The organism is Bacillus sp. FSL W7-1034, from assembly GCF_038593365.1.
Taxonomy (GTDB): Bacteria; Bacillota; Bacilli; order Bacillales; family Bacillaceae; genus Bacillus; species Bacillus altitudinis.
In genome coordinates this window covers 2,816,939-2,835,158 of record NZ_CP151989.1, presented here as the reverse complement: position 1 = coordinate 2,835,158, position 18,220 = coordinate 2,816,939, and the positions used below count along the sequence as shown (strand labels likewise).

The 18,220-nt window shown below is 40.5% G+C and carries 25 protein-coding genes; 24 read left to right on the top strand and 1 reads right to left on the bottom strand.

What is annotated here, in order from left to right:
* Positions 1-4: 4 nt before the first annotated feature.
* The 7 genes from NST73_RS14695 to NST73_RS14665 are packed head-to-tail and all read left to right on the top strand — an operon-like array spanning position 5 to position 3,689.
* On the top strand, positions 5-388 hold the full coding sequence (locus tag NST73_RS14695; RefSeq protein ID WP_056702591.1) for a DUF3199 family protein: 384 nt from the start codon (positions 5-7) through the stop codon (positions 386-388).
* Positions 385-741, top strand: a complete 357-nt coding sequence (locus NST73_RS14690) for a YqbH/XkdH family protein (protein ID WP_056702588.1) — start codon at positions 385-387, stop codon at positions 739-741. The genes NST73_RS14695 and NST73_RS14690 overlap by 4 nt, the downstream gene beginning before the upstream one ends.
* Positions 738-1,235, top strand: coding sequence for an HK97 gp10 family phage protein (locus tag NST73_RS14685; protein ID WP_025207873.1), 498 nt, complete (start codon positions 738-740; stop codon positions 1,233-1,235). The genes NST73_RS14690 and NST73_RS14685 overlap by 4 nt, the downstream gene beginning before the upstream one ends.
* Positions 1,236-1,239: 4 nt before the next feature.
* On the top strand, positions 1,240-1,695 hold the full coding sequence (locus NST73_RS14680) for a phage portal protein (protein ID WP_203143598.1): 456 nt from the start codon (positions 1,240-1,242) through the stop codon (positions 1,693-1,695).
* A complete protein-coding gene (locus NST73_RS14675) occupies positions 1,682-1,894 on the top strand; it encodes a hypothetical protein (protein WP_008344108.1) in 213 nt (70 codons plus the stop codon). Before NST73_RS14680 ends, NST73_RS14675 begins: the two co-directional genes overlap by 14 nt.
* A 3-nt stretch (positions 1,895-1,897) precedes the next feature.
* Positions 1,898-3,244, top strand: a complete 1,347-nt coding sequence (locus tag NST73_RS14670) for a phage tail sheath family protein (protein ID WP_045034526.1) — start codon at positions 1,898-1,900, stop codon at positions 3,242-3,244.
* 1 nt (position 3,245) lies between these two features.
* Entirely contained in the window at positions 3,246-3,689 is a 444-nt protein-coding gene (locus tag NST73_RS14665; RefSeq protein ID WP_003213309.1) for a phage tail tube protein, read from the top strand.
* Positions 3,690-3,965: 276 nt separating this feature from the next.
* On the opposite strand, the gene NST73_RS14660 is transcribed toward NST73_RS14665, so the two are convergent.
* A complete protein-coding gene (locus NST73_RS14660) occupies positions 3,966-4,022 on the bottom strand; it encodes a putative holin-like toxin (RefSeq protein ID WP_229200408.1) in 57 nt (18 codons plus the stop codon).
* Positions 4,023-4,206: 184 nt separating this feature from the next.
* On the opposite strand from NST73_RS14660, the gene NST73_RS14655 reads away from it, so the two are divergent.
* From NST73_RS14655 to NST73_RS14575, 17 genes are read left to right on the top strand one after another with little or no spacing between them, the layout of a single operon-like run.
* Positions 4,207-4,647, top strand: a complete 441-nt coding sequence (locus NST73_RS14655) for a phage portal protein (protein ID WP_012011040.1) — start codon at positions 4,207-4,209, stop codon at positions 4,645-4,647.
* Between the two features lie 41 nt (positions 4,648-4,688).
* The gene (locus tag NST73_RS14650; protein ID WP_008344097.1) at positions 4,689-4,826 is read left to right on the top strand and encodes a hypothetical protein; all 138 of its coding nucleotides are present in this window, start codon (positions 4,689-4,691) and stop codon (positions 4,824-4,826) included.
* Positions 4,827-4,881: 55 nt separating this feature from the next.
* On the top strand, positions 4,882-8,967 hold the full coding sequence (locus tag NST73_RS14645; protein ID WP_342499170.1) for a transglycosylase SLT domain-containing protein: 4,086 nt from the start codon (positions 4,882-4,884) through the stop codon (positions 8,965-8,967).
* Positions 8,960-9,628 carry a LysM peptidoglycan-binding domain-containing protein gene (locus NST73_RS14640; protein WP_007500584.1) on the top strand — a complete coding sequence of 223 codons (669 nt, stop codon included), beginning with the start codon at positions 8,960-8,962 and terminating at the stop codon, positions 9,626-9,628. Before NST73_RS14645 ends, NST73_RS14640 begins: the two co-directional genes overlap by 8 nt.
* Positions 9,629-9,639: 11 nt before the next feature.
* Positions 9,640-10,650, top strand: coding sequence for a hypothetical protein (locus tag NST73_RS14635; RefSeq protein ID WP_017367933.1), 1,011 nt, complete (start codon positions 9,640-9,642; stop codon positions 10,648-10,650).
* Positions 10,647-10,913, top strand: coding sequence for a DUF2577 family protein (locus NST73_RS14630; RefSeq protein WP_039169977.1), 267 nt, complete (start codon positions 10,647-10,649; stop codon positions 10,911-10,913). The genes NST73_RS14635 and NST73_RS14630 overlap by 4 nt, the downstream gene beginning before the upstream one ends.
* Before the next feature lie 14 nt (positions 10,914-10,927).
* Positions 10,928-11,350, top strand: a complete 423-nt coding sequence (locus NST73_RS14625; RefSeq protein ID WP_178929943.1) for a DUF2634 domain-containing protein — start codon at positions 10,928-10,930, stop codon at positions 11,348-11,350.
* Positions 11,343-12,389: a baseplate J/gp47 family protein gene (locus NST73_RS14620; RefSeq protein WP_039169972.1), complete on the top strand. Its 1,047-nt coding sequence runs from the start codon at positions 11,343-11,345 to the stop codon at positions 12,387-12,389. Before NST73_RS14625 ends, NST73_RS14620 begins: the two co-directional genes overlap by 8 nt.
* Positions 12,376-13,299: a YmfQ family protein gene (locus tag NST73_RS14615; protein WP_178929944.1), complete on the top strand. Its 924-nt coding sequence runs from the start codon at positions 12,376-12,378 to the stop codon at positions 13,297-13,299. The genes NST73_RS14620 and NST73_RS14615 overlap by 14 nt, the downstream gene beginning before the upstream one ends.
* A gap of 11 nt (positions 13,300-13,310) precedes the next feature.
* A complete protein-coding gene (locus NST73_RS14610) occupies positions 13,311-13,694 on the top strand; it encodes a phage tail protein (RefSeq protein WP_017359000.1) in 384 nt (127 codons plus the stop codon).
* A gap of 15 nt (positions 13,695-13,709) precedes the next feature.
* Complete coding sequence (locus tag NST73_RS14605) at positions 13,710-14,588, top strand: hypothetical protein (protein ID WP_160758056.1); 879 nt, start codon at positions 13,710-13,712, stop codon at positions 14,586-14,588.
* A gap of 10 nt (positions 14,589-14,598) precedes the next feature.
* Positions 14,599-14,928 carry an XkdW family protein gene (locus NST73_RS14600; protein WP_073415526.1) on the top strand — a complete coding sequence of 110 codons (330 nt, stop codon included), beginning with the start codon at positions 14,599-14,601 and terminating at the stop codon, positions 14,926-14,928.
* A complete protein-coding gene (locus tag NST73_RS14595; protein ID WP_072368326.1) occupies positions 14,925-15,134 on the top strand; it encodes a phage portal protein in 210 nt (69 codons plus the stop codon). Before NST73_RS14600 ends, NST73_RS14595 begins: the two co-directional genes overlap by 4 nt.
* Positions 15,106-16,269 (top strand): hypothetical protein, encoded by a 1,164-nt coding sequence (locus NST73_RS14590; protein ID WP_073415528.1) that lies wholly within the window; start codon positions 15,106-15,108, stop codon positions 16,267-16,269. The genes NST73_RS14595 and NST73_RS14590 overlap by 29 nt, the downstream gene beginning before the upstream one ends.
* A 44-nt stretch (positions 16,270-16,313) precedes the next feature.
* Positions 16,314-17,711, top strand: coding sequence for a hypothetical protein (locus NST73_RS14585; RefSeq protein ID WP_202394350.1), 1,398 nt, complete (start codon positions 16,314-16,316; stop codon positions 17,709-17,711).
* A gap of 12 nt (positions 17,712-17,723) precedes the next feature.
* Positions 17,724-18,044 (top strand): hypothetical protein, encoded by a 321-nt coding sequence (locus NST73_RS14580; protein ID WP_144679273.1) that lies wholly within the window; start codon positions 17,724-17,726, stop codon positions 18,042-18,044.
* Complete coding sequence (locus tag NST73_RS14575) at positions 18,044-18,184, top strand: XkdX family protein (protein WP_039170001.1); 141 nt, start codon at positions 18,044-18,046, stop codon at positions 18,182-18,184. The genes NST73_RS14580 and NST73_RS14575 overlap by 1 nt, the downstream gene beginning before the upstream one ends.
* Positions 18,185-18,220 lie beyond the last annotated feature (36 nt).

The window sequence follows — 18,220 nt, the reverse complement described above, 5'->3', positions numbered from 1 at the left end:
GGCTATGATCATTTCTGCTGAGGAACTACAAGCCTATTCTGTATTTGATCGCGTGAAAAATCGTTCTGTAGAGAGACTAGCGGCAGATATTATTGAAGCAGAAGCAGCGGTATTTCAAATTGTCGGGCACGATTTTACACATGAAAAATATCAGCCTATTCCTGAAAAAGCAAGGATCGCCTTATTAAAAATGGCCCAGTATTTTGCCATGCTGAATGATGATGAATCCATGATAAAAGGCTTGACTTCAGAAAAAATGGGTGATTATTCATATGCAAAGGCAGCGGACAAAGTGAAAGGCAGACCTTATGTGTATGCCCTTCTTGTTGATTATATTGAACCTTCACTAACTGGCGGCAGCGCCAATTTAAAGGTGAGATCATTATGAGTTATGATTCTCTATTAACGGATCGCTGTGATCTTTTTCACTTAGAGAATGAAGAGGCAGTCCGCGGCAAATTTGGTATACCAGCAGGAGATCTGCAAACGGACATCTCTTATCCTGATACACCAAGTATGAGAGATGTGTCTTGCTATGTTGTAGAAAAAAGCCAGTCACTCGTGCAAGAAGAACCGAATACAGTCATCTATCAGTCCTATCTCGTCCATTTCCCTTTAGCAAGCGACATTCGCTTGCATGACAAAATGGTGTGGAACGGCATCTCACTCAAGTTGCAGCAGCCAAAAAGAGTGAAAAATCATCACATGGAAGTGATGGCCGTCAGAAAGGAAAACCTATGAAAATTGATGGACTTGACCGGCTGCTATCCCAGCTCCAACAGGCAAATAGTGGCGGCTTAACGGCGCAATATCAAGAGTGGTTACAGGAAATGGGCTTACAGTTTTTAGACATCATTCAAGATGAAATCATCAAAGAAAAGGCTGTTGATACAGGCCGTCTCCTCAATTCCTTTCAAAAAGGTGACAAGGAGAATCACTTTCTCACTTCCCGAGGCGGGCTCACGCTAGAAGTAGGGACACAGCTCGATTATGCCTCTTACGTGAATGATGGACATGCCATTTCTTCAAATGGAGAACGAAGATGGGTGCCTGGCAGATGGAACGGCAGCCGCTTTGAATATGATCCGAATGCCAGTACTGGCATGATGCTTTCATCTCAATGGATTGAAGGAAATGGGTACTGGGATCATGCCGTCATGCTCTATGAACAAATGTTTGAACACTCGCTGGATCGAAAGCTTCAAAGCTGGATCGATCGACATTTTGGGAGGTGATGGAATGAATCAAGAAGTCGGGGCAATCATGCATTATATATACACACGCTATCCAGTGAAAATGTATGATCGTCTTCTGCCAGAGCGTTTTCAAGTGCCATCTGTTTATGTGCCGCCAGTGACTGTCATTAGTGGTCCAGATACAGTGTCTACTTTTATGAAATCTTATTCGCTGCAAGTGAAAGTGTTTCATATGAATACAGAAAAAGCGCATGATGCGGCGGAAACAGTCGTCGATGCATTGCTTGCTGATCGTCAAATCATTCAGATGATCAATGAAGATGGAGAGGTGCTTGATGATTATGTCCGCATAAAAAGAGTGGAAACTAGAATCATAGATCAAGGTGTAGCAGCGATTGTCCTGACGTGGGATAGCAGCTATTGGTACAACCGAGATAAACAGCCAAGCCTAGAAGATATCAATTTTTCAGATGGGGTGATCAAACGTGAGCAAGACTAAAAAAACACAGCTCGATCAAACAGCGGGCGAAGAAAAAGAATTTGGCTTTTCATTTGAAGCCTTAAAAGAGCACAGTAAGGATCTTTTTGGGGTAAAACCAGAAATCCTTGAAGGTGCTCTTTTTTATATCAAACATCAACCAATTACAAAAACAGAAGCAAAGAAGCACATCGATGCTTTTTTGTCCAAGGAGGTTTAAAGGATGAACGGAGGCACTTTTACACCAGGTACAGAGAAAAAGCGTCCTGGCATTTACTTTAATTTTAAAACAACAGCAGAGCAGCGAATTACTTTAGGCGAGCGAGGAACAGTTGCACTTCCTCTTGTCATGAGCTGGGGAGAACCAAAAACCTTTATTTCCGTTTCCGATATGGAAGACTTAAATAAAAAGGTCGGGCTTAACATTGATGATAAGTCACTTCTTCTTTTCCGTGAAGCGAAGAAAAAAGCGCAAACGGTCTTGCTTTACCGCCTAAACGAAGGAGAGCCAGCCAAAGCGGAAATCGCAGAAAACTTTGTGGTTACTGCCAATTACGGTGGTCAAAAAGGAAATGAGATTACCATTCAAGTGGCAGAAAATGTACTCGACAGCACAAAACGTGACGTCATCACCTATCTTGGAACAGATATTGTCGATAAACAGGTGGTCAAAGATGTCAAAGATCTTGTGAAAAACAAATACGTTCAATTTTCTGGTGAAGGCGAAGCGGTCATTACTGCTGGAGCGGCTTTAAGCGGCGGGAAAAACGGTGTGGCAAGTGTCGCAGATTATACAGCTTTCCTAGAAGCAGCTGAAACGGAATACTTTGATGTCATTGCACTCCCAGTCGATAATAGTGAGCAATTAAAAGCAACATTCGCGTCATTTATTGAGCGTTTACGTAATAAGCAAGGACGTAAGGTGCAAGGCGTTGTGGCTAACTATGCAGCTGATCAAGAAGGTATCATCAATGTCACAAGCGGTGTTGTTTTAGAAGACGGAACAGAACTCGCGCCTGCTCAAACAACAGCTTGGGTCGCAGGAGCAAGTGCAGGAGCGACTTTTAATCAGTCACTGACCTTTGTTGAATACGAAGGCGCAGTCGATACATTAGAGCGTCTTGATAATGATCAAGTAGAATACCGTTTATCACAAGGAGAGTTTCTTTTCACTTTCGATGCAAGAGACCGCACGGTGAGCGTTGAAAAAGATATTAACTCTTTGACAAGCTTCACGGTTGAAAAGAACCAGCAAATGGCGAAAAACAAAATCATCCGTGTGCTAGATGCAATCAACAATGATTTAACATTTGAACTGAAAAATTTGATTAAATTACGCAAAGCCAATGGCAATGACATTCCAGCATCTGATGATGGAGTGCAGCTTGTGAAAACACTGATTACACAGTATCTCACACAACTTCAAGATGGCAGCGGTATTACAGGCTTTAACTCAGAAACAGATATCGTCATTGGCCTCAATGAAGATCGTGATGGATTTATCATCGATTTAGCAGTACAGCCAGTAGACGCAGCAGAAAAATTCTATTTCAATGTGGAGGTGAAGTAAGATGGCTTTTAAAGCGCAAAATACAATCTCAGGTAAAGAAGGTCGTCTTTTCTTAGAAGGTGAGGAGCTTGCCTTTATCAAAACGTTTGAAGCAAACGTGGAGAAAAATAAATCAGAAGTGAACGTAATGGGCCGCCGAATGACTGGCCATAAAACAACTGGGGCAAACGGAACAGGAACAGCAACATTCTATAAAGTTACGTCACGTTTCGTTCAACTCATGCTCAACTATGTGAAAAAAGGGGAAGATCCTTATTTCACTCTTCAAGCGGTAATTGATGATAAATCATCAGGCCGAGGCACAGAGCGTGTGACATTATTCGATGTCAACTTTGATTCAGCTAAAATTGCTGGACTAGATGTCGATTCAGAGGCACTTGAAGAAGAAGTTCCATTTACATTTGAAGACTTTGATCTGCCTGAAAAGCTGAAGAATTCTTTCTAAGAAATGCGGAGGAAATTAGCTAATTAATTAGCTAAATAAAAACCAAATATGCTATAATGCAAATGTAATGAAAAATGAATGCATTTGTAATGCACATTGCAATAAATGATACACAAAATTATGTTTACATGCAAAGCGATTTGCATACAATAAAAAGAAGCCAGGATGCGCTAACATCCCGGCAATGTACAATGAGGCCCTTCAAGGGGCTGGCTTATCAATTAGATAGTTTTAAGGATAGACTTTCCCTTTCACCTACCAAAGCTCAAGGGGAGTCTATTTTTTGTTTATATACGTCAACAAAGCAAGGATAAACATCCCGAATAAAAGCATTAGGGAAATCGCTTGGAACGTTGACATGAGCATCACCCCCTTCCTATCGGGGATGAGCCAGACACCCTTGAGCAAGCCGTTCAATTGTACGAGTTATATTATACATGAAAAGATTGGAAAGCACATTCAAAAAATGGATGTGCTTTTTTGTATTCAAAAAACAAACAAAAGGGAGTTTTTAAACATGAGCGAAAAACAAACATTTGATCTTTCATTTTTTATGCCAGGACAAACAGTAGAAGCGGAAGAGGTCAAAGTGCCAATTTCTAAGCGTTTTGTTGATAAAAAAGGGAATGTCATTCCTTTTGTCTTCAAAGCGATTACTACGGAACGTATTGATGAACTGGAAAAAGAAAACACCACGTTCAAAAATGTCAAAGGCAGAGGTCGTGTGAAAGACTTAGACAGCCAGCGCTTCTACGCACGAATTGCCATTGAATCGACGATTTATCCAGATTTCCGCTCAAAGGAATTAAGAGAAGCCTACAGCACACAAGATCCAGTTGAAGTTGCAAAACGTGTTTTATCTGTCGGCGGTGAATATGCAAACTGGTTAAACAAAGCGATTGAAATCAATGGATTTGAAGACGAAATTGAAGATTTAGAAGAAGCAGCAAAAAACTAATAAAAGATGGGGATAAGGAAGCGGTGTTTTTATATTACGCCATGCACGAGCTTCACTATTCCCCATCAGAACTCCTCGATTTATACGAAGCACCAAGACAATTTAAGGCATTCTTATTCGGACTCATTAGCTACAAACTCGACATGCTAGAAAAAGAAGCAAAGAAAGGAGGGAAATAAACTGGCGAAGCTCACTGCACGATTTGAATTAGAAGACAAAGTATCAAAGAAGCTGTTGCGCATTCAAAAACGATTTCAAACGTTTGAGAAGCAGCTCAAACCATTTAGAAAACCGGTGAAAATAAGCCTGGAAATGGATGAAAAGAAGCTAAGGAACCTCAATTTATCGATTAGAAGGTTTTCTGTATTATCCATGAAGCTAGATCAAGGAATCTATCGTGATCTCAAATCATTAACAAACCAGCTGAACATGATACCGAAACAAATGGTCATATCCATTCAAGCAAAAGGACTAGATGTCATTAAATCCAGTATAGATCGCTTAAAACAATCACAAGCAAGTCCAATCCTGCTGACGTTCAAACTGAATGATCAGTTGTCAGGAAAAATGTCATCAATCAAAAAATCAATCCTTCAGCTCATGAACAGAACGTACTATATGAGATTAAACATGGTTGACCAAGCCACCGCTGCCATTCAACGAATCAAAAAGACACTCAAAAGCTTGACAATGGCTAAACACGAAATCAGAGTATCTGTTCAAGACAATGCAAAGAGTAAGTTGAAAAAACGAGATCAGGCAGAGTCAGTTGTGAAAGAAAAGAAAATCAAAAAGAAACCTAATGCGACAGCTGCTACAAAAACGCAGGAAAACAAACAAAGCTGGCTGGGGAATTTGGGGAACAAGGCGTTAAAAGAAATTGAAAAATATGCAGGTGACGTCTCAGATAAATTGAAGGAAAAATTAAGCCCTAGGAAATTTTGGGATGAGAAGGCGCTACCTTGGATTGAAACGAAAATAGACGAATACAAGCAAGAAGTAATCGGACGAATTCGTGAGAAAATTAAAATCAATCCTGAAGAGTATCTAGATAAATGGTTTAACAAAGGATTAGATTTGATCCTTGGTCCGAAAAACCCTTCAAATAACTCGGATGGGTCTAATAATAATACTTCACCAGGTCAGTTGGGTAATCAGAACTCAGACCAAACGCAAAACGGAAAAGGTTTATTTAAAATAAGCTGCTGTTCTTGTTGTGCAAAAGGTTTAAATCCAACTGGAACTACCCAAACAGATAATAGAAATGGTCCGAAAAACAAACCGAATAATCCAACTGGAACTACGAGAGTTGAAAAGAATAAAAAATCTCCAACTAAACTAGGCAGTTTAACCAAAAAAATTCCAGGTGTTATGGCTATAGCTGGTCTCGCTGGGATATTCAAAGATACTGATAAGCTAAAAGGCTTAGGAGATACATTTAAAAATTTAGGTAAAGGTGCAGGCAAGTTATTAAAAAAAGTACCCATACTTGGGCCTTTACTTAGTGCAACCGAATTAATTGGCACAACAAAAGAAAATGTAGGTGAAAAAGTAGGAGGATTCGGCGGGGGCATTGCTGGTGGTATGGGTGGTGCCGCAATAGGAACAATGATTGCACCAGGTATTGGAACAGCAATCGGTGGAATTTTAGGAAGCATTTTAGGTGAAGGTTTAGGAAAATGGGTCGGAAAGATGTTTGATGACGGAACCTTGAAGAAAAAATGGGATGACATTGTCAAAGGTGCTGAAAATGCAGTTAATTGGATTAAAGATACTTGGAACAAAGTTTCAGGATGGATCAATAATAATGTATTAACTCCTATTACAACATTCTTCGGTGAGACATGGAATTGGATCACTGAAAAATGGGGACAACTTTCTTCTTGGTTCATGGAAAAAGTTTGGCTGCCTATTTATAATTTTTCAGTTCCGATTATCAATTTTGTAGTTGGCGTATTTGATGTTGCATGGACAATTATCAAAAATATTTGGGCAGTAGCATCAAAATGGTTCATGGATTATGTTTGGGAACCATTTGGCCAATATGCGATAGAAGCAATTGGTTGGGTGTGGAATAAACTTGTTGACACATGGAACTGGATTCAGGAAACATGGGGGATATTTTCTGAATGGTTTTTAACAAATGTTTGGGACCCATTCGGTCAATATGCGATAGAAGCAATTGGCTGGGTATGGAACAAGCTTGTTGAAACGTGGAACTGGATTCAAGAAACATGGGGTGTTTTCTCTGAATGGTTTTTAACAAATGTTTGGGACCCATTCGGTCAATATGCGATAGAAGCAATTGGCTGGGTATGGAACAAACTTGTTGAAACGTGGAACTGGATTCAAGAAACATGGAGTGTATTTTCTGAATGGTTTAATGAATATGTTTGGACACCGTTTAAAACATATGCATTGCCAGCCATTACTTTTGTGTGGAATTTGTTTCAAAATACATGGAACTGGATTAAAACTACATGGGAAAAACTCTCTACTTGGTTTGATGAAAACGTATGGCAACCGTATCAAAAATATGCAGAACCAGCAATAAAATTTGTTTGGGAAACGTTTAAATCAGTTTGGGAAACGATCAAAGGTGTTTGGGAAACAGTGAGTGATTGGTTCAATAAAAATGTCTTTGAGCCATTAAAGAAACATGCTGAGGAACTAACAGAAACGTGGGAAAAAATGTTTGGTTTTATTGGTAGAATAGTAGATAAAGCAAAAGAAATAGGCGGCGGAGTAATAGAATTTTTCATAGGTAAAGGCGAAGAGAAAACCGGTTTAAATCAGGTTGGTCATAAAGCTACTGGGGGGTATATTACTAAACCTATGCTTTCTTGGATAGGGGAAGCGGGCAAGGAGTTTGTTATTCCAACGGAAAACAATAGAGGTCGAGGGAAGATGTTACTTGCTCAAGCAGCAACTCACCTTGGGATGAATGTTGTGCCAAAAAGCGCTAGTAATCTGGCTTCATCGAATGTCTCAGCTAAGCAGAGGACAGACGTAACCTCATCTGTTTCTTTATCTGGAAGAGGTTCAATATCAATGAACAACTCCGAAAGTGGCGTTAGTTATGGAAAAGAATTTACTTCTGATTTTGAGAAGGGGATGAATAGTAATAAAATTTCTCTTAATCAGTGGAAACAAGCCAATATTGACCAACCATTTAATCAAATTCAAGCAGCTTCTTCGATTTATGGTTCACAAACTGTTGCTGGCTTTGCTTCAGGTCAAAACATGACATCTACTGGCACAAGTCAATACGTAGACCAACACGTCAAACAACCATTCCTGCAAGCCAAACAAGAATCACCAGGATGGGGTTCAGGAATGATCGACGCCTTCAATAGCGGCATGCGTTCAAAAGCAAGTGAAGTCACACAAGCTGCCAAAGAAATGGCGAAGAAAGTGGAACAGGCGTTTAGAGAAGAACTAGACATTCATTCTCCTTCGCGTGTCATGATGAGTCTAGGGAAATTCGCATCGATCGGTGTCGTCAAAGGGCTCGATTCAGTTGATGTGAAAAAGTTTGCTGAAAATCAAGCGGGTTCATTAATCGGAGCGTTCAGCGGTATGGGTGCTTCAGGTCTTAGTGTTCAGCAATGGCTCATGGCAGCTCTGATGGCGACTGGCACATCGATGAGTTGGCTTCCAGGTCTTATGACAATCGCTCAGCACGAATCAAATGGTAACCCGAAAGCCATCAACTTGTGGGATTCCAACGCCAAGAAGGGAACGCCTTCTAAAGGGTTAATGCAAACCATTGGAACGACCTTCCATTCCAATAAAGGCAAGGGCATGAATGATATTTGGAACCCAATTCATAATGCCGTAGCAGCCATTAACTACATTAAGGGCAGATATGGAACAGTCTTCAATACACCGGGATTACGGAGTATGAGAAGAGGCGGTCCTTATAAAGGCTACGCCAATGGCGGTCTGATTACTCAGGAGCAGGTAGCTAGAGTCGGTGAAGGAAACAAACGCGAATGGATTATTCCAGAAGAAAGAGGCATTCGCGGGAGATATTTATTGACACAGGCAGCAAAGGCACTTGGGATGCAAGTCTATGATCCATCAAATGCATCTGCTCCTTTACCAGAATCACAGATGCAGCAAGTCACCTCAGCACAGCCAGCTGGGACTGCAACAACGTCAGGCAATAAACAAATCACCATCCAGTTCAATGGTGATCAGCATTTCCATAATGGACAGGATCAGCAATCGCTTGTCGAAAAAATTAGACAAATGCTTGTAGACGAATTGGAAGTAGAGCTTCAGACAGGAACGAAAGGGGTCGTGATCGATGGGTAAATCAGTGTATCAATTGTGGATTTCCCAAGGCAAGGAGAAGTTGCGATTCCCTGTGCTTCCATCCGAACTTGAGATCACAAATAATGTACAAAATGAAACAGTGAAGGTCTCCTCCTTTGGAGAACTGACTTTTATTGATGTACCATCGGCTAAACAAGTATCATTCACCTCATTATTTCCTAAGAAATATTCGCCAATTGCTGAATATAAAAGCATTCCATCACCAGAGAATGCAATAGCGAAAATTGAACGAATGATGCGTTCAAAGAAGTCTGTGCGACTAATTGTGACAGGGACTAAAATCAATATGACGTGCAGCATTGAGAGCTTCACACACAAGGAAGGGTCTTATGACATAGGTGATCGTGAATTTACGATCGAGTTAAAGGAATATAAAACCGCATCGCCTAGGAAAATCAAACGAAAGAAAAAAGCGAAACAAACCAAAAAGAAAAGACCCTCAAAAACACCACCAAAATTGTACACTGTCAAAAAAGGAGATACTCTTTGGGCCATTTCAGGCCGTTTTTATGGCGATAGTACAAAATGGCGGCGTATTTGGAATGCCAATAAAGCAGCGATGATCAAACGAAGTAAACGGAATATTAAACAGCCGGGACATTGGATTTTTCCAGGGCAAAAATTGAAAATACCACAATAGGGGGGCTGACATTGATTGAGCTTTTTGCCATCAGAAGCGGCACGATGTATGAGCTTGTCACAGAGAGTGTGACACTTCAGGGGCAAAGGTATCAGGCCCCTCGCTCTATTCAGGCGAATATTATCACAAAGCAAGGCAGTCAAACATATTACCGTGTCTCAGAAGGAGACACGGTTCTTTTTAAATGGAAAGGAAAAGAGCTGTTCAGAGGCATCGTGTTTTCTAGGACGCCTGTTGAAGGAAAGCTGACCTTTACCGCATACGATATGCTCCAATATTTAGTGAAAAACCAAGATGTATATGTTTTTTCAAATCAACGGGCAGATCAAATTTTGAGGCGGATCGGGGCAGACTTTCAAATTCCTATGACATCCATCGCAAATACAGGACATGTCATGAAGTCTCTCGTTTTTAAAAATGACACGAGTTTATATGACATCATTTTAAAAGCATTGAAAGAAACGAAGCGGCAAACCGGTAGAAATTATCAAATTTATTCTGCTAAAGGCAAGATGGGACTGAGAGCTTGGCCCGATCCAGAGGACGTGTGGGTCATTGAATCAGGCGTCAACCTCATCGGTTATCAGTACAGCACCTCCATTGAAGAGACAGCAACACGTGTGAAGATGCGCACGTCTGTAGACGAACAGGGGAAGAATAAGAAAAAAGGTAGCAAATCAGATATTGTGGTGATCGAACAGGACAAAGCGGGTCAGAGTCAGTACGGCATTTTACAGCATGTGGAGACGGTCACAGGTCAAATCAACCAGCCGCAGCTTCAAAAAAGAGCGAAAGTACGCCTAGCTGAAAAAAAAGGCGTCAAACAAGAAGTGAAAAGCATACAAGCACTCGGAATCCCTGAACTGCAAAGCGGTCTGCCAATCTATTTGAAAATCCCTGAAATCAACATCAAAAAAACCTACTGGATCGATCAAGACAAGCATGAATTCAATGGAGTGAAGCACACCATGACAATTGACGTCGTTGAGAAAAATTCCATGCCAAAGGGTGATCAAGCATGAGATTAAGTGAAGCAATTAAACGACTCGCTGTCAATGCAGTAGATGCAGCTTCTCCAATTGATCTGGTGATTGGAGAGGTCACCATGGCTTCGCCTCTTCACATCCGATTAAATGAGAACAGTAAGCTGATCATTCCAGAAGAACTGCTCATTTGGCCTAAACGCTTAAATAAGGGTGAGGATGATGAGTTGAAAAAGGGAGACAGCATTATGGTACTTGCAATGGCAGGAGGGCAGTCCTTTTACATCATCGACAAATTGTAAGGGAGGTGATGAATGTGGCACTTTCACCAGAGGAAGAAATCGAGGAAACAGAAGAAGACGAAGAGGTAGAAACCTCGACGACGTATCGCATAGATTTTGAAAATGGTAGGCTGACAAATGAAGCCATTACAGGCATTGAAGCGATCCGTCAATTTATTTATATGACATTGCGAACAGAGCGCTATGCACATCCCATTTACAGTCACGACATTGGTACTGAAATTCAGGAGCTATTGACCGATACAGAAGCAACAGATGAATACAAAGAAATGGAGATTCCAAGATTGCTAGAAGAAGCATTGGTCGTTGATGAGCGGATTGATCATATTGAAGAGATAGAGGTCACGAAGCAAAATGGTGCCTTTCAAGTCAAACTAGCCATTGTCACAGATGAAGGCACATTAGAAATAGAGGAGGTGATGGAGGGAGATGTTTGAGGAGCAAACGTATGAGGCGTTGATGGAAAGAATGCTGGACAGGCTGCCAGATGACATAGATAAAAGAGAAAACAGCGTCATTTGGAATGCCTTGGCACCTGCTGCTGCTGAACTGGCTCAGTCGTATATTTGGCTTGATCAAGTATTTGAGCTTGTCTTTGCTGATACAGCACAGGGGGAATTTTTAGATCGACGAGCAGCAGAAGTGGGGATTGAACGAAAGCCAGCCACCAAAGCGGTCTGGTCCGTAACCATTCAACCAGAGAACGTAAACATTCCAGCAGGATCAAGATTCTTTATTGAAGATGTTTATTTTCAATTTTCAAAGGACGGTACACTAGAATGCGAGACAACAGGTACAGTCGGCAATGGGCAATTAACAGGTCAGCCGCTGCTATCGCTTGATACCATTCCGGGTCTAGAGTCGATGATCATGAAGGAATTGGTGATACCAGGGCAAGAGGAAGAAGATGATGCGTCATTATACGATCGGTATTTAATACGCGCAAGGCGAGAGGCTGTCAGTGCCAACAGAGCACATTACAAAAAGTGGGCCGAGGAAGTGGTTGGTGTCGGCAGAGCGAAAGTATTCCCGCTATGGAATGGAGAGGGAACGGTCAAAATTGTCATCACAGATGGCAATCTAGATGTAGCATCTGAGCTTCTTGTCAAAAGGGTCCAGGAGTATATCGATCCTGTACCGGGAGAAGGAGAAGGGCAAGCTCCTATTGGCTCAAAAGCAACTGTGGAAAGCGCCAAGTGGCTGGATATTGACGTAGAAGTGTCCGTCGAACTTCAGATGGACTGGACACTTGAGGGTGCGCAAAAAGAAATAGAAGAAAAGGTCAAAGCACTGTTAAAATCAATCGCATTTGAAAAAAGTACGATTCGAATGTCCGCCTTAAATGATATTTTGTACCATTCAGAGAGTGTGTCCGATTATGCAAACGTCTTATTGAATGGGGAGTCAAAAAACTTAGTATTACAGGACATTGAGATACCACGTCTGAGGCAGGTGAAGGTTATTGAGCAAACTTGATGAAATGAAAAACTACTTGCCGCCTTATTTCACAGAGATTTATGATGTGGATCATTTACTAAAAACAGAGGCGCCAGAGTTTGAACAATTGGACGAATCCATTTTTGATGTAACGGATCAGTTCTTCCCTTTAACAGCGACGTGGGGATTGAATCGTTGGGAAAGAATGCTCAAGGTGCAGCGAGAGTCAGATGATTCGATTGAGCTGCGCAGGGCACGATTAATCAATATGATGTCGAACATTCCACCAATTACGTATCTGTCATTAGAGAAATCTGTGAATCGATTTCTTAAAAATCCGAGTGCAATCATCCGTCTTACAGTCAACCGTTATCATTTTGCATTGCGTGTGAACCTGGATGACCTGCAAAACACAAGATATATCGTCGAAATACTCGAAACGTTAAAGCCAGCACATTTGGCGTATACGTTCACCGCCATTCATCATACCGATGTTCATGAAACAAATGATCATCACCAGCGGCTCACACTGCGAAGCAGAGTGGGCTTTTTCGATCATATTCCAATTTTACTCAATGGTGAATTCGTATTAAATGGAACGTTCTATCTCAGCGGGATACGAGGTACTACGGAGGTCCCTGCTCGCTTTCGGCATTCATTAAAGATGAGAATGCCGCTTCAACAAGAGAAAGAAACAGCATATCGTCTGAATTATGTCATGACTGGAGCATCGCATGAAACGAAGCAAGCAGCTACGCTGACTTTGCGCGCAAAGAACCAGCTTTCACATCAAACGAAAAAGAGGATGACGTTCCGCTTACCGGTACATGTTCAAAATGAACAAGGCGGCAGTTTACTGATCAAGGAGCATTATTGGATTCTCGATGGATCCATTCCGCTTGATGGATCAAAAATGCTAGCAGCAACTTCTAAAAAAATAGACCTATAAGGAGGATCACAATGGCTGATCAATTAACCGTAACCACACTCTATGCACGTCAACAAATGGCAAAGGCACGAGCAGAAGGAACAAAACTCACAAAAGTCGTCAAAATGGCATTCGGAAATGGAGGGACAAAGGATGGAAAACCGATCTCTCTTGACGGAACCGAACAAGCACTCAAAAAAGAACTGATTCAAAAAAATATTGACTCGTTTACCTTCATGGAACCGGCAAAAATCCGCTACACCTGCACCATCGCTGAAGGAGAACTCGCAGGCGAAGTCATCAATGAACTAGCCCTTGTCGACGAGGCCGGCAAATTCACCGCCATCCGCACCATGACAGACAAACAAAAAGACGGCGACATCGAATTTGTTTTTGAGATTGATGATATTTATTAATGGAGGGGAAAAGAAGTGGACATAAAATCACCTTTACCGTTTGAAACCTCTGACAAAGCCCATGCCAACTTATTTAACAGGATGGTCAACACACTTGTGGAGAATGACAATGCGCTCAGTCAACAAATAGCAGGGATCACGAATGAGAGCTTGTTTATTTTAACAGGCGACCAAGCCATTCAAGATGCATCAGTCAGCGGTGAGGAATATCCAATTGGCATTACGTTGATGGCTATTACTGAATCGAATGATACTGGATACCCTACAAGATATGGTTTTGTGAAGAACGAAAAAATAAACGAGTATCGTTTTGTACAATATTATTATGGCAATGGTAATGAAGCAGGTAGTTATTTTACTAGTACAGGTATTTGGTTTAGACAGTGGTATATTGCCTCTGGTTGGACCGAGTGGCACAAAATATCTGGTTTTCTTCATACGAATATTGGTACAACTGGTAAGCAGCTGTTAACCAAGGGAGAGTACCAAAAAGTCCTCTTTAATCGAAAAATAAAAGATAGTCATAACAATTTTGATATTAATAATAATCGCTTCATCTGCCCTGAAAATGGAATGTATTTAGTAAATGCAGGTGTTTATATTGAAAGCTTTCAACGATACGCGAACTTTGAATTATCGATCTATTTGAATGGAAAAAGATATAAAAATATTGCACAACAAAGGCAAAGTCCGGTAAGCCCATCTGATACGTTGAGCTTTAGTATGGGACTTTATGGTGCTGCAAATGTACCGGCTAATAAGGGGGACTATTTAGAAATGTACCTATATGTAGGGTATGACGGAGACGTTAGTCGTTATGTATCTGATAATTCAGGTTGGTACAACTATTTCGATATTACGGAAATAGGCGGACGAAATTTCCCGAGAGTGTAGGAGGATTCTGATGATTTTATATGAAGCCATTAAGTATAAATACCCCGAAGCGGACCCCCAAAAAGATTTTGAACTAAGAAATGATGGTGACGGTTCGTATATAAACGAGTGGCATTTAAATGTGCCAAAGCCAACGGCAGAAGAATTGAAAAAATGGTGGGAGGAATCCCAAGCCAACCCGAGGTATCAACCACCTCTTCCACTAGATTATCTAGCACAAGAAGTAGCCAAAGAAAAGCTAGTGAGAAAACAGCTTGAACATCAATGTGATCTTCTAACAAACGAACTAAAAGCGCTAAAAAATGAGATCCTTTTCATTAAAGGAGGGAGTGAAACATGAATTATTGGGTCATGGCATTATATTTTCAATGGGTGACACCTGAGTTGGTCAAACAAGCCATTGAATTAGGGGATTGTTCAATGGAAGAGATGAAAGAGGGATATCACCAGCACATACTGACTTTAGAGCAATTAAAAGAAATTGACCCAAACTTTCTAAAAGAAGGAGTAGATCGAAATGGAGATAAAAAAACCAAAGTCATTTGAAGTTAGCGACAAGGCCCATGCTGATTTATTCAATGACATGGTAAAGGTTTTACTTGAGAATGATCAGGGGCTACTTGAGCAACTTTTAACTCATAAAAGTGATGTCAATTTACATTCCTCAGATGTGGAAAAGAAAAAGTGGAATGAATCACAAATTTATAAAATAACAGCAGATAACGGTATGCAGCTTATCAATGTCTCTGCTGATTCAAAAATATTTGATGCGATTAAGGATAAAGGGACATGTACATTTTATGCAGCTTCTGGAGTCGAAGATTCTCCATCACCGTCAAATATATCACTAAGAGGTATGCAAATAGTTGGCCAAAATAATATAGGAGCAGGCTTTGCAGTAGACATAGCGGGGAATGCATATAGTTTTTACTACAATTCTGGTCACACTACGATTACGTGGACACCTCTACCAAATTTATCAGATTTAAATAAATGGAATGGCAGCCAATTAATTAAAATTACAAATGACACGGGGGGCGTACGTGTATCTGTAGGAACTACAGAGAGTTTACTCGATAAAATTACACAGGCGGGAAAAACATTTGGCACATTTTATTCTCCAGCTGGTGTACAGGACAATCCTTCAGCTTTATCTGCACGCGGTTTTTATCACTTTACATCTGCGGACAGTAATAACAAGGGGACGTTTGGATGGGTGATTGCTGTAGATTATCGCAATAACGTCTTTACGAACTATCTTGATTTAAATTTAGGCTGGCAGGGCTGGCGTAGATTACTGACTGCTGCGGATGAAGAGGTGAAGTGGAACAAGGTAGAACTTCCGCAGCTCGATAATGGTTGGAAAATATATAATTCTGTCGATGGTATTCCCCACACCGTGCAATATAGTAAAGATGCATTAGGTGTGGTTGAAATTATTGGGTCAATTACCGGTGGTAAGGTTGGTTTTGACTCTGTTGCTTTTACCTTAAAAGAAGGATTTAGACCAATACAATCGACTCACTTTATTGGAGTAGCGTCAAGCATAGGTAAGAGTAGTACACCACAAATTCATAGGACATCAATCGGGACAGATGGAAAAGTTTGTGTCCAATATTGTTCTAATGATCTGAATCCTAATGAATTTATCACGTTTGGTTTCCGATTTAGAACGAAGTGAACTAGCTGCTGTTATCATAATATCGCTTAAATAATATAGTTTTTTTGAAAGGAGAAACAATCATAAAAACACCTCAACCTTTTAAGACGAGTGATAAAGCTCATGCAGATCTCTTTAACGATTTAGTGAAAATTTTGATTGAAAATGATCAGGAACTACTAGAACAATTCAACCTTCATAAGGGAGATCCAATTCCTCACGTATCTGGTTCAGAAAAGAAAAAATGGAATGAATCACAGCTATATAAACTGACAAATGATAACGGGTCCCAATTGATTAATATCCCTGCTGGTGGCAGTATCTACGAGGGAATTAAAGCGCTAGGGGCTTGCTCATTTTATGCACCAGGTGGTTCTGGAGTAGTCGATTCTCCAGCTATAGGAAATGCTGCATTAAGAGGCTTTCAGCTAGTAGGTCAAAATAATATCGGTGTAGGAATCGCAATCGACACTTCAGGTAATGCATTTTGTTTTTACTATCATGTGAATGACATTGCGATCAATTGGCTGCAAATGCCTACTCAAAACGAAAAAAATAAATGGGATGCAGGACAATTATCTAAAATTACTGCTGACGATGGAAAAGCTTTTGAAAGAATTAATGCGGATGATCCTAGTATTTTAGATAAGCTGATAAAATTGCCGGGAGTTCATTCATGGTACATTCATGAAGCACATCCAGATCTTCCGACAAGAAGTTCCATGAGGGCTTTGTCTGTTTTTAGTGAAAATACCTATGGATGGGTCATCGGTGCAAACAATACAGGAGATGTTTATATTAACCGTTCAACAACTGATGTAACGGGGACACAACAAGAGTGGAGCGGTTGGAAACGTCTCAATGACCATAACCTATTAAATTCAAAGGGATTAAGACTTTCAATGTCAATAGGAACTGATATTTTAACGCTGCCATCCGGCTTTTACTTTGCTGTAGGATCTAATATTGTAAATATGCCTGTCGATAATGATTCTTCTTGGTTTAATATCGATATCTTAGAAACTGTAAATGGTAGAAAGACCATTCATGTCTGCAGAAGTTACGACAACACTCATTGGTTCGGAACGGTCCATACTGATGGTGTTTTTAAAGGGTGGAAAAAACTAGTGACTGATGCTGATTTTGAAAATGTTAAGTGGCTAAATGTAACCTTAGGTAATGGTTCTTCTATTGGAGAAAGACCAGTTGAATATACTAGATGGGGAAATTTATTATTGTTGAGAGGTCACCTAAAAGCAAATAGAGAAGTTATCTGTGGAAGTATTCCAATTACAGGCTTACCAGATAAAGGCCTAGTAGTATCAGTTCCCGTATCAGGTACAACGGGTCATAGTAAATTACTTATATACAAAACAGGAGAGCTAAAGCTAACTGGTTTATTATCAGCAAATGATAGTGCGGTAACTGGCTACTATTTAGACACGGTCATCCCATTAAATTAAGGAAGTGATAAAATGATACAAGTCTATGAATACAATCATCGATACGAATTGGTCAGACCTATAGAAGTGTCTCAGATGGATGATGAAGGAAATTATGTAGTGCCAGATCAATGTACAACGATTGCTCCACCTAATAATCCATCCTTCTATAAAGCAGCATTTGATGTAAAAAAACAACAATGGTATGAATCAGCGACACAGGAGTATATAGACAGCTTAAAACCGGCCCCTCTCCCGCCAAGTGATATAGAACTTTTAAAGAAACAAAATGCTTTGTTATCAAAACAATTAACGCAGCTATTTGCTATCTTTAAAGGAGCTGAATCAGATTGATGTTTCCAACTGTAGCGGATATCAAACAATTCTGGGACTGGCAGTGTTACGGCCCAGAGGACATTGCATTTTATGTAAGCATTGGCTGGATCTCGGCAGAAGACTATCAAAATATAACTGGAGAAATATACAAAGCCTAATGGCTTTATTTTTTTGCCGGAAAGAAGGTGATTCAA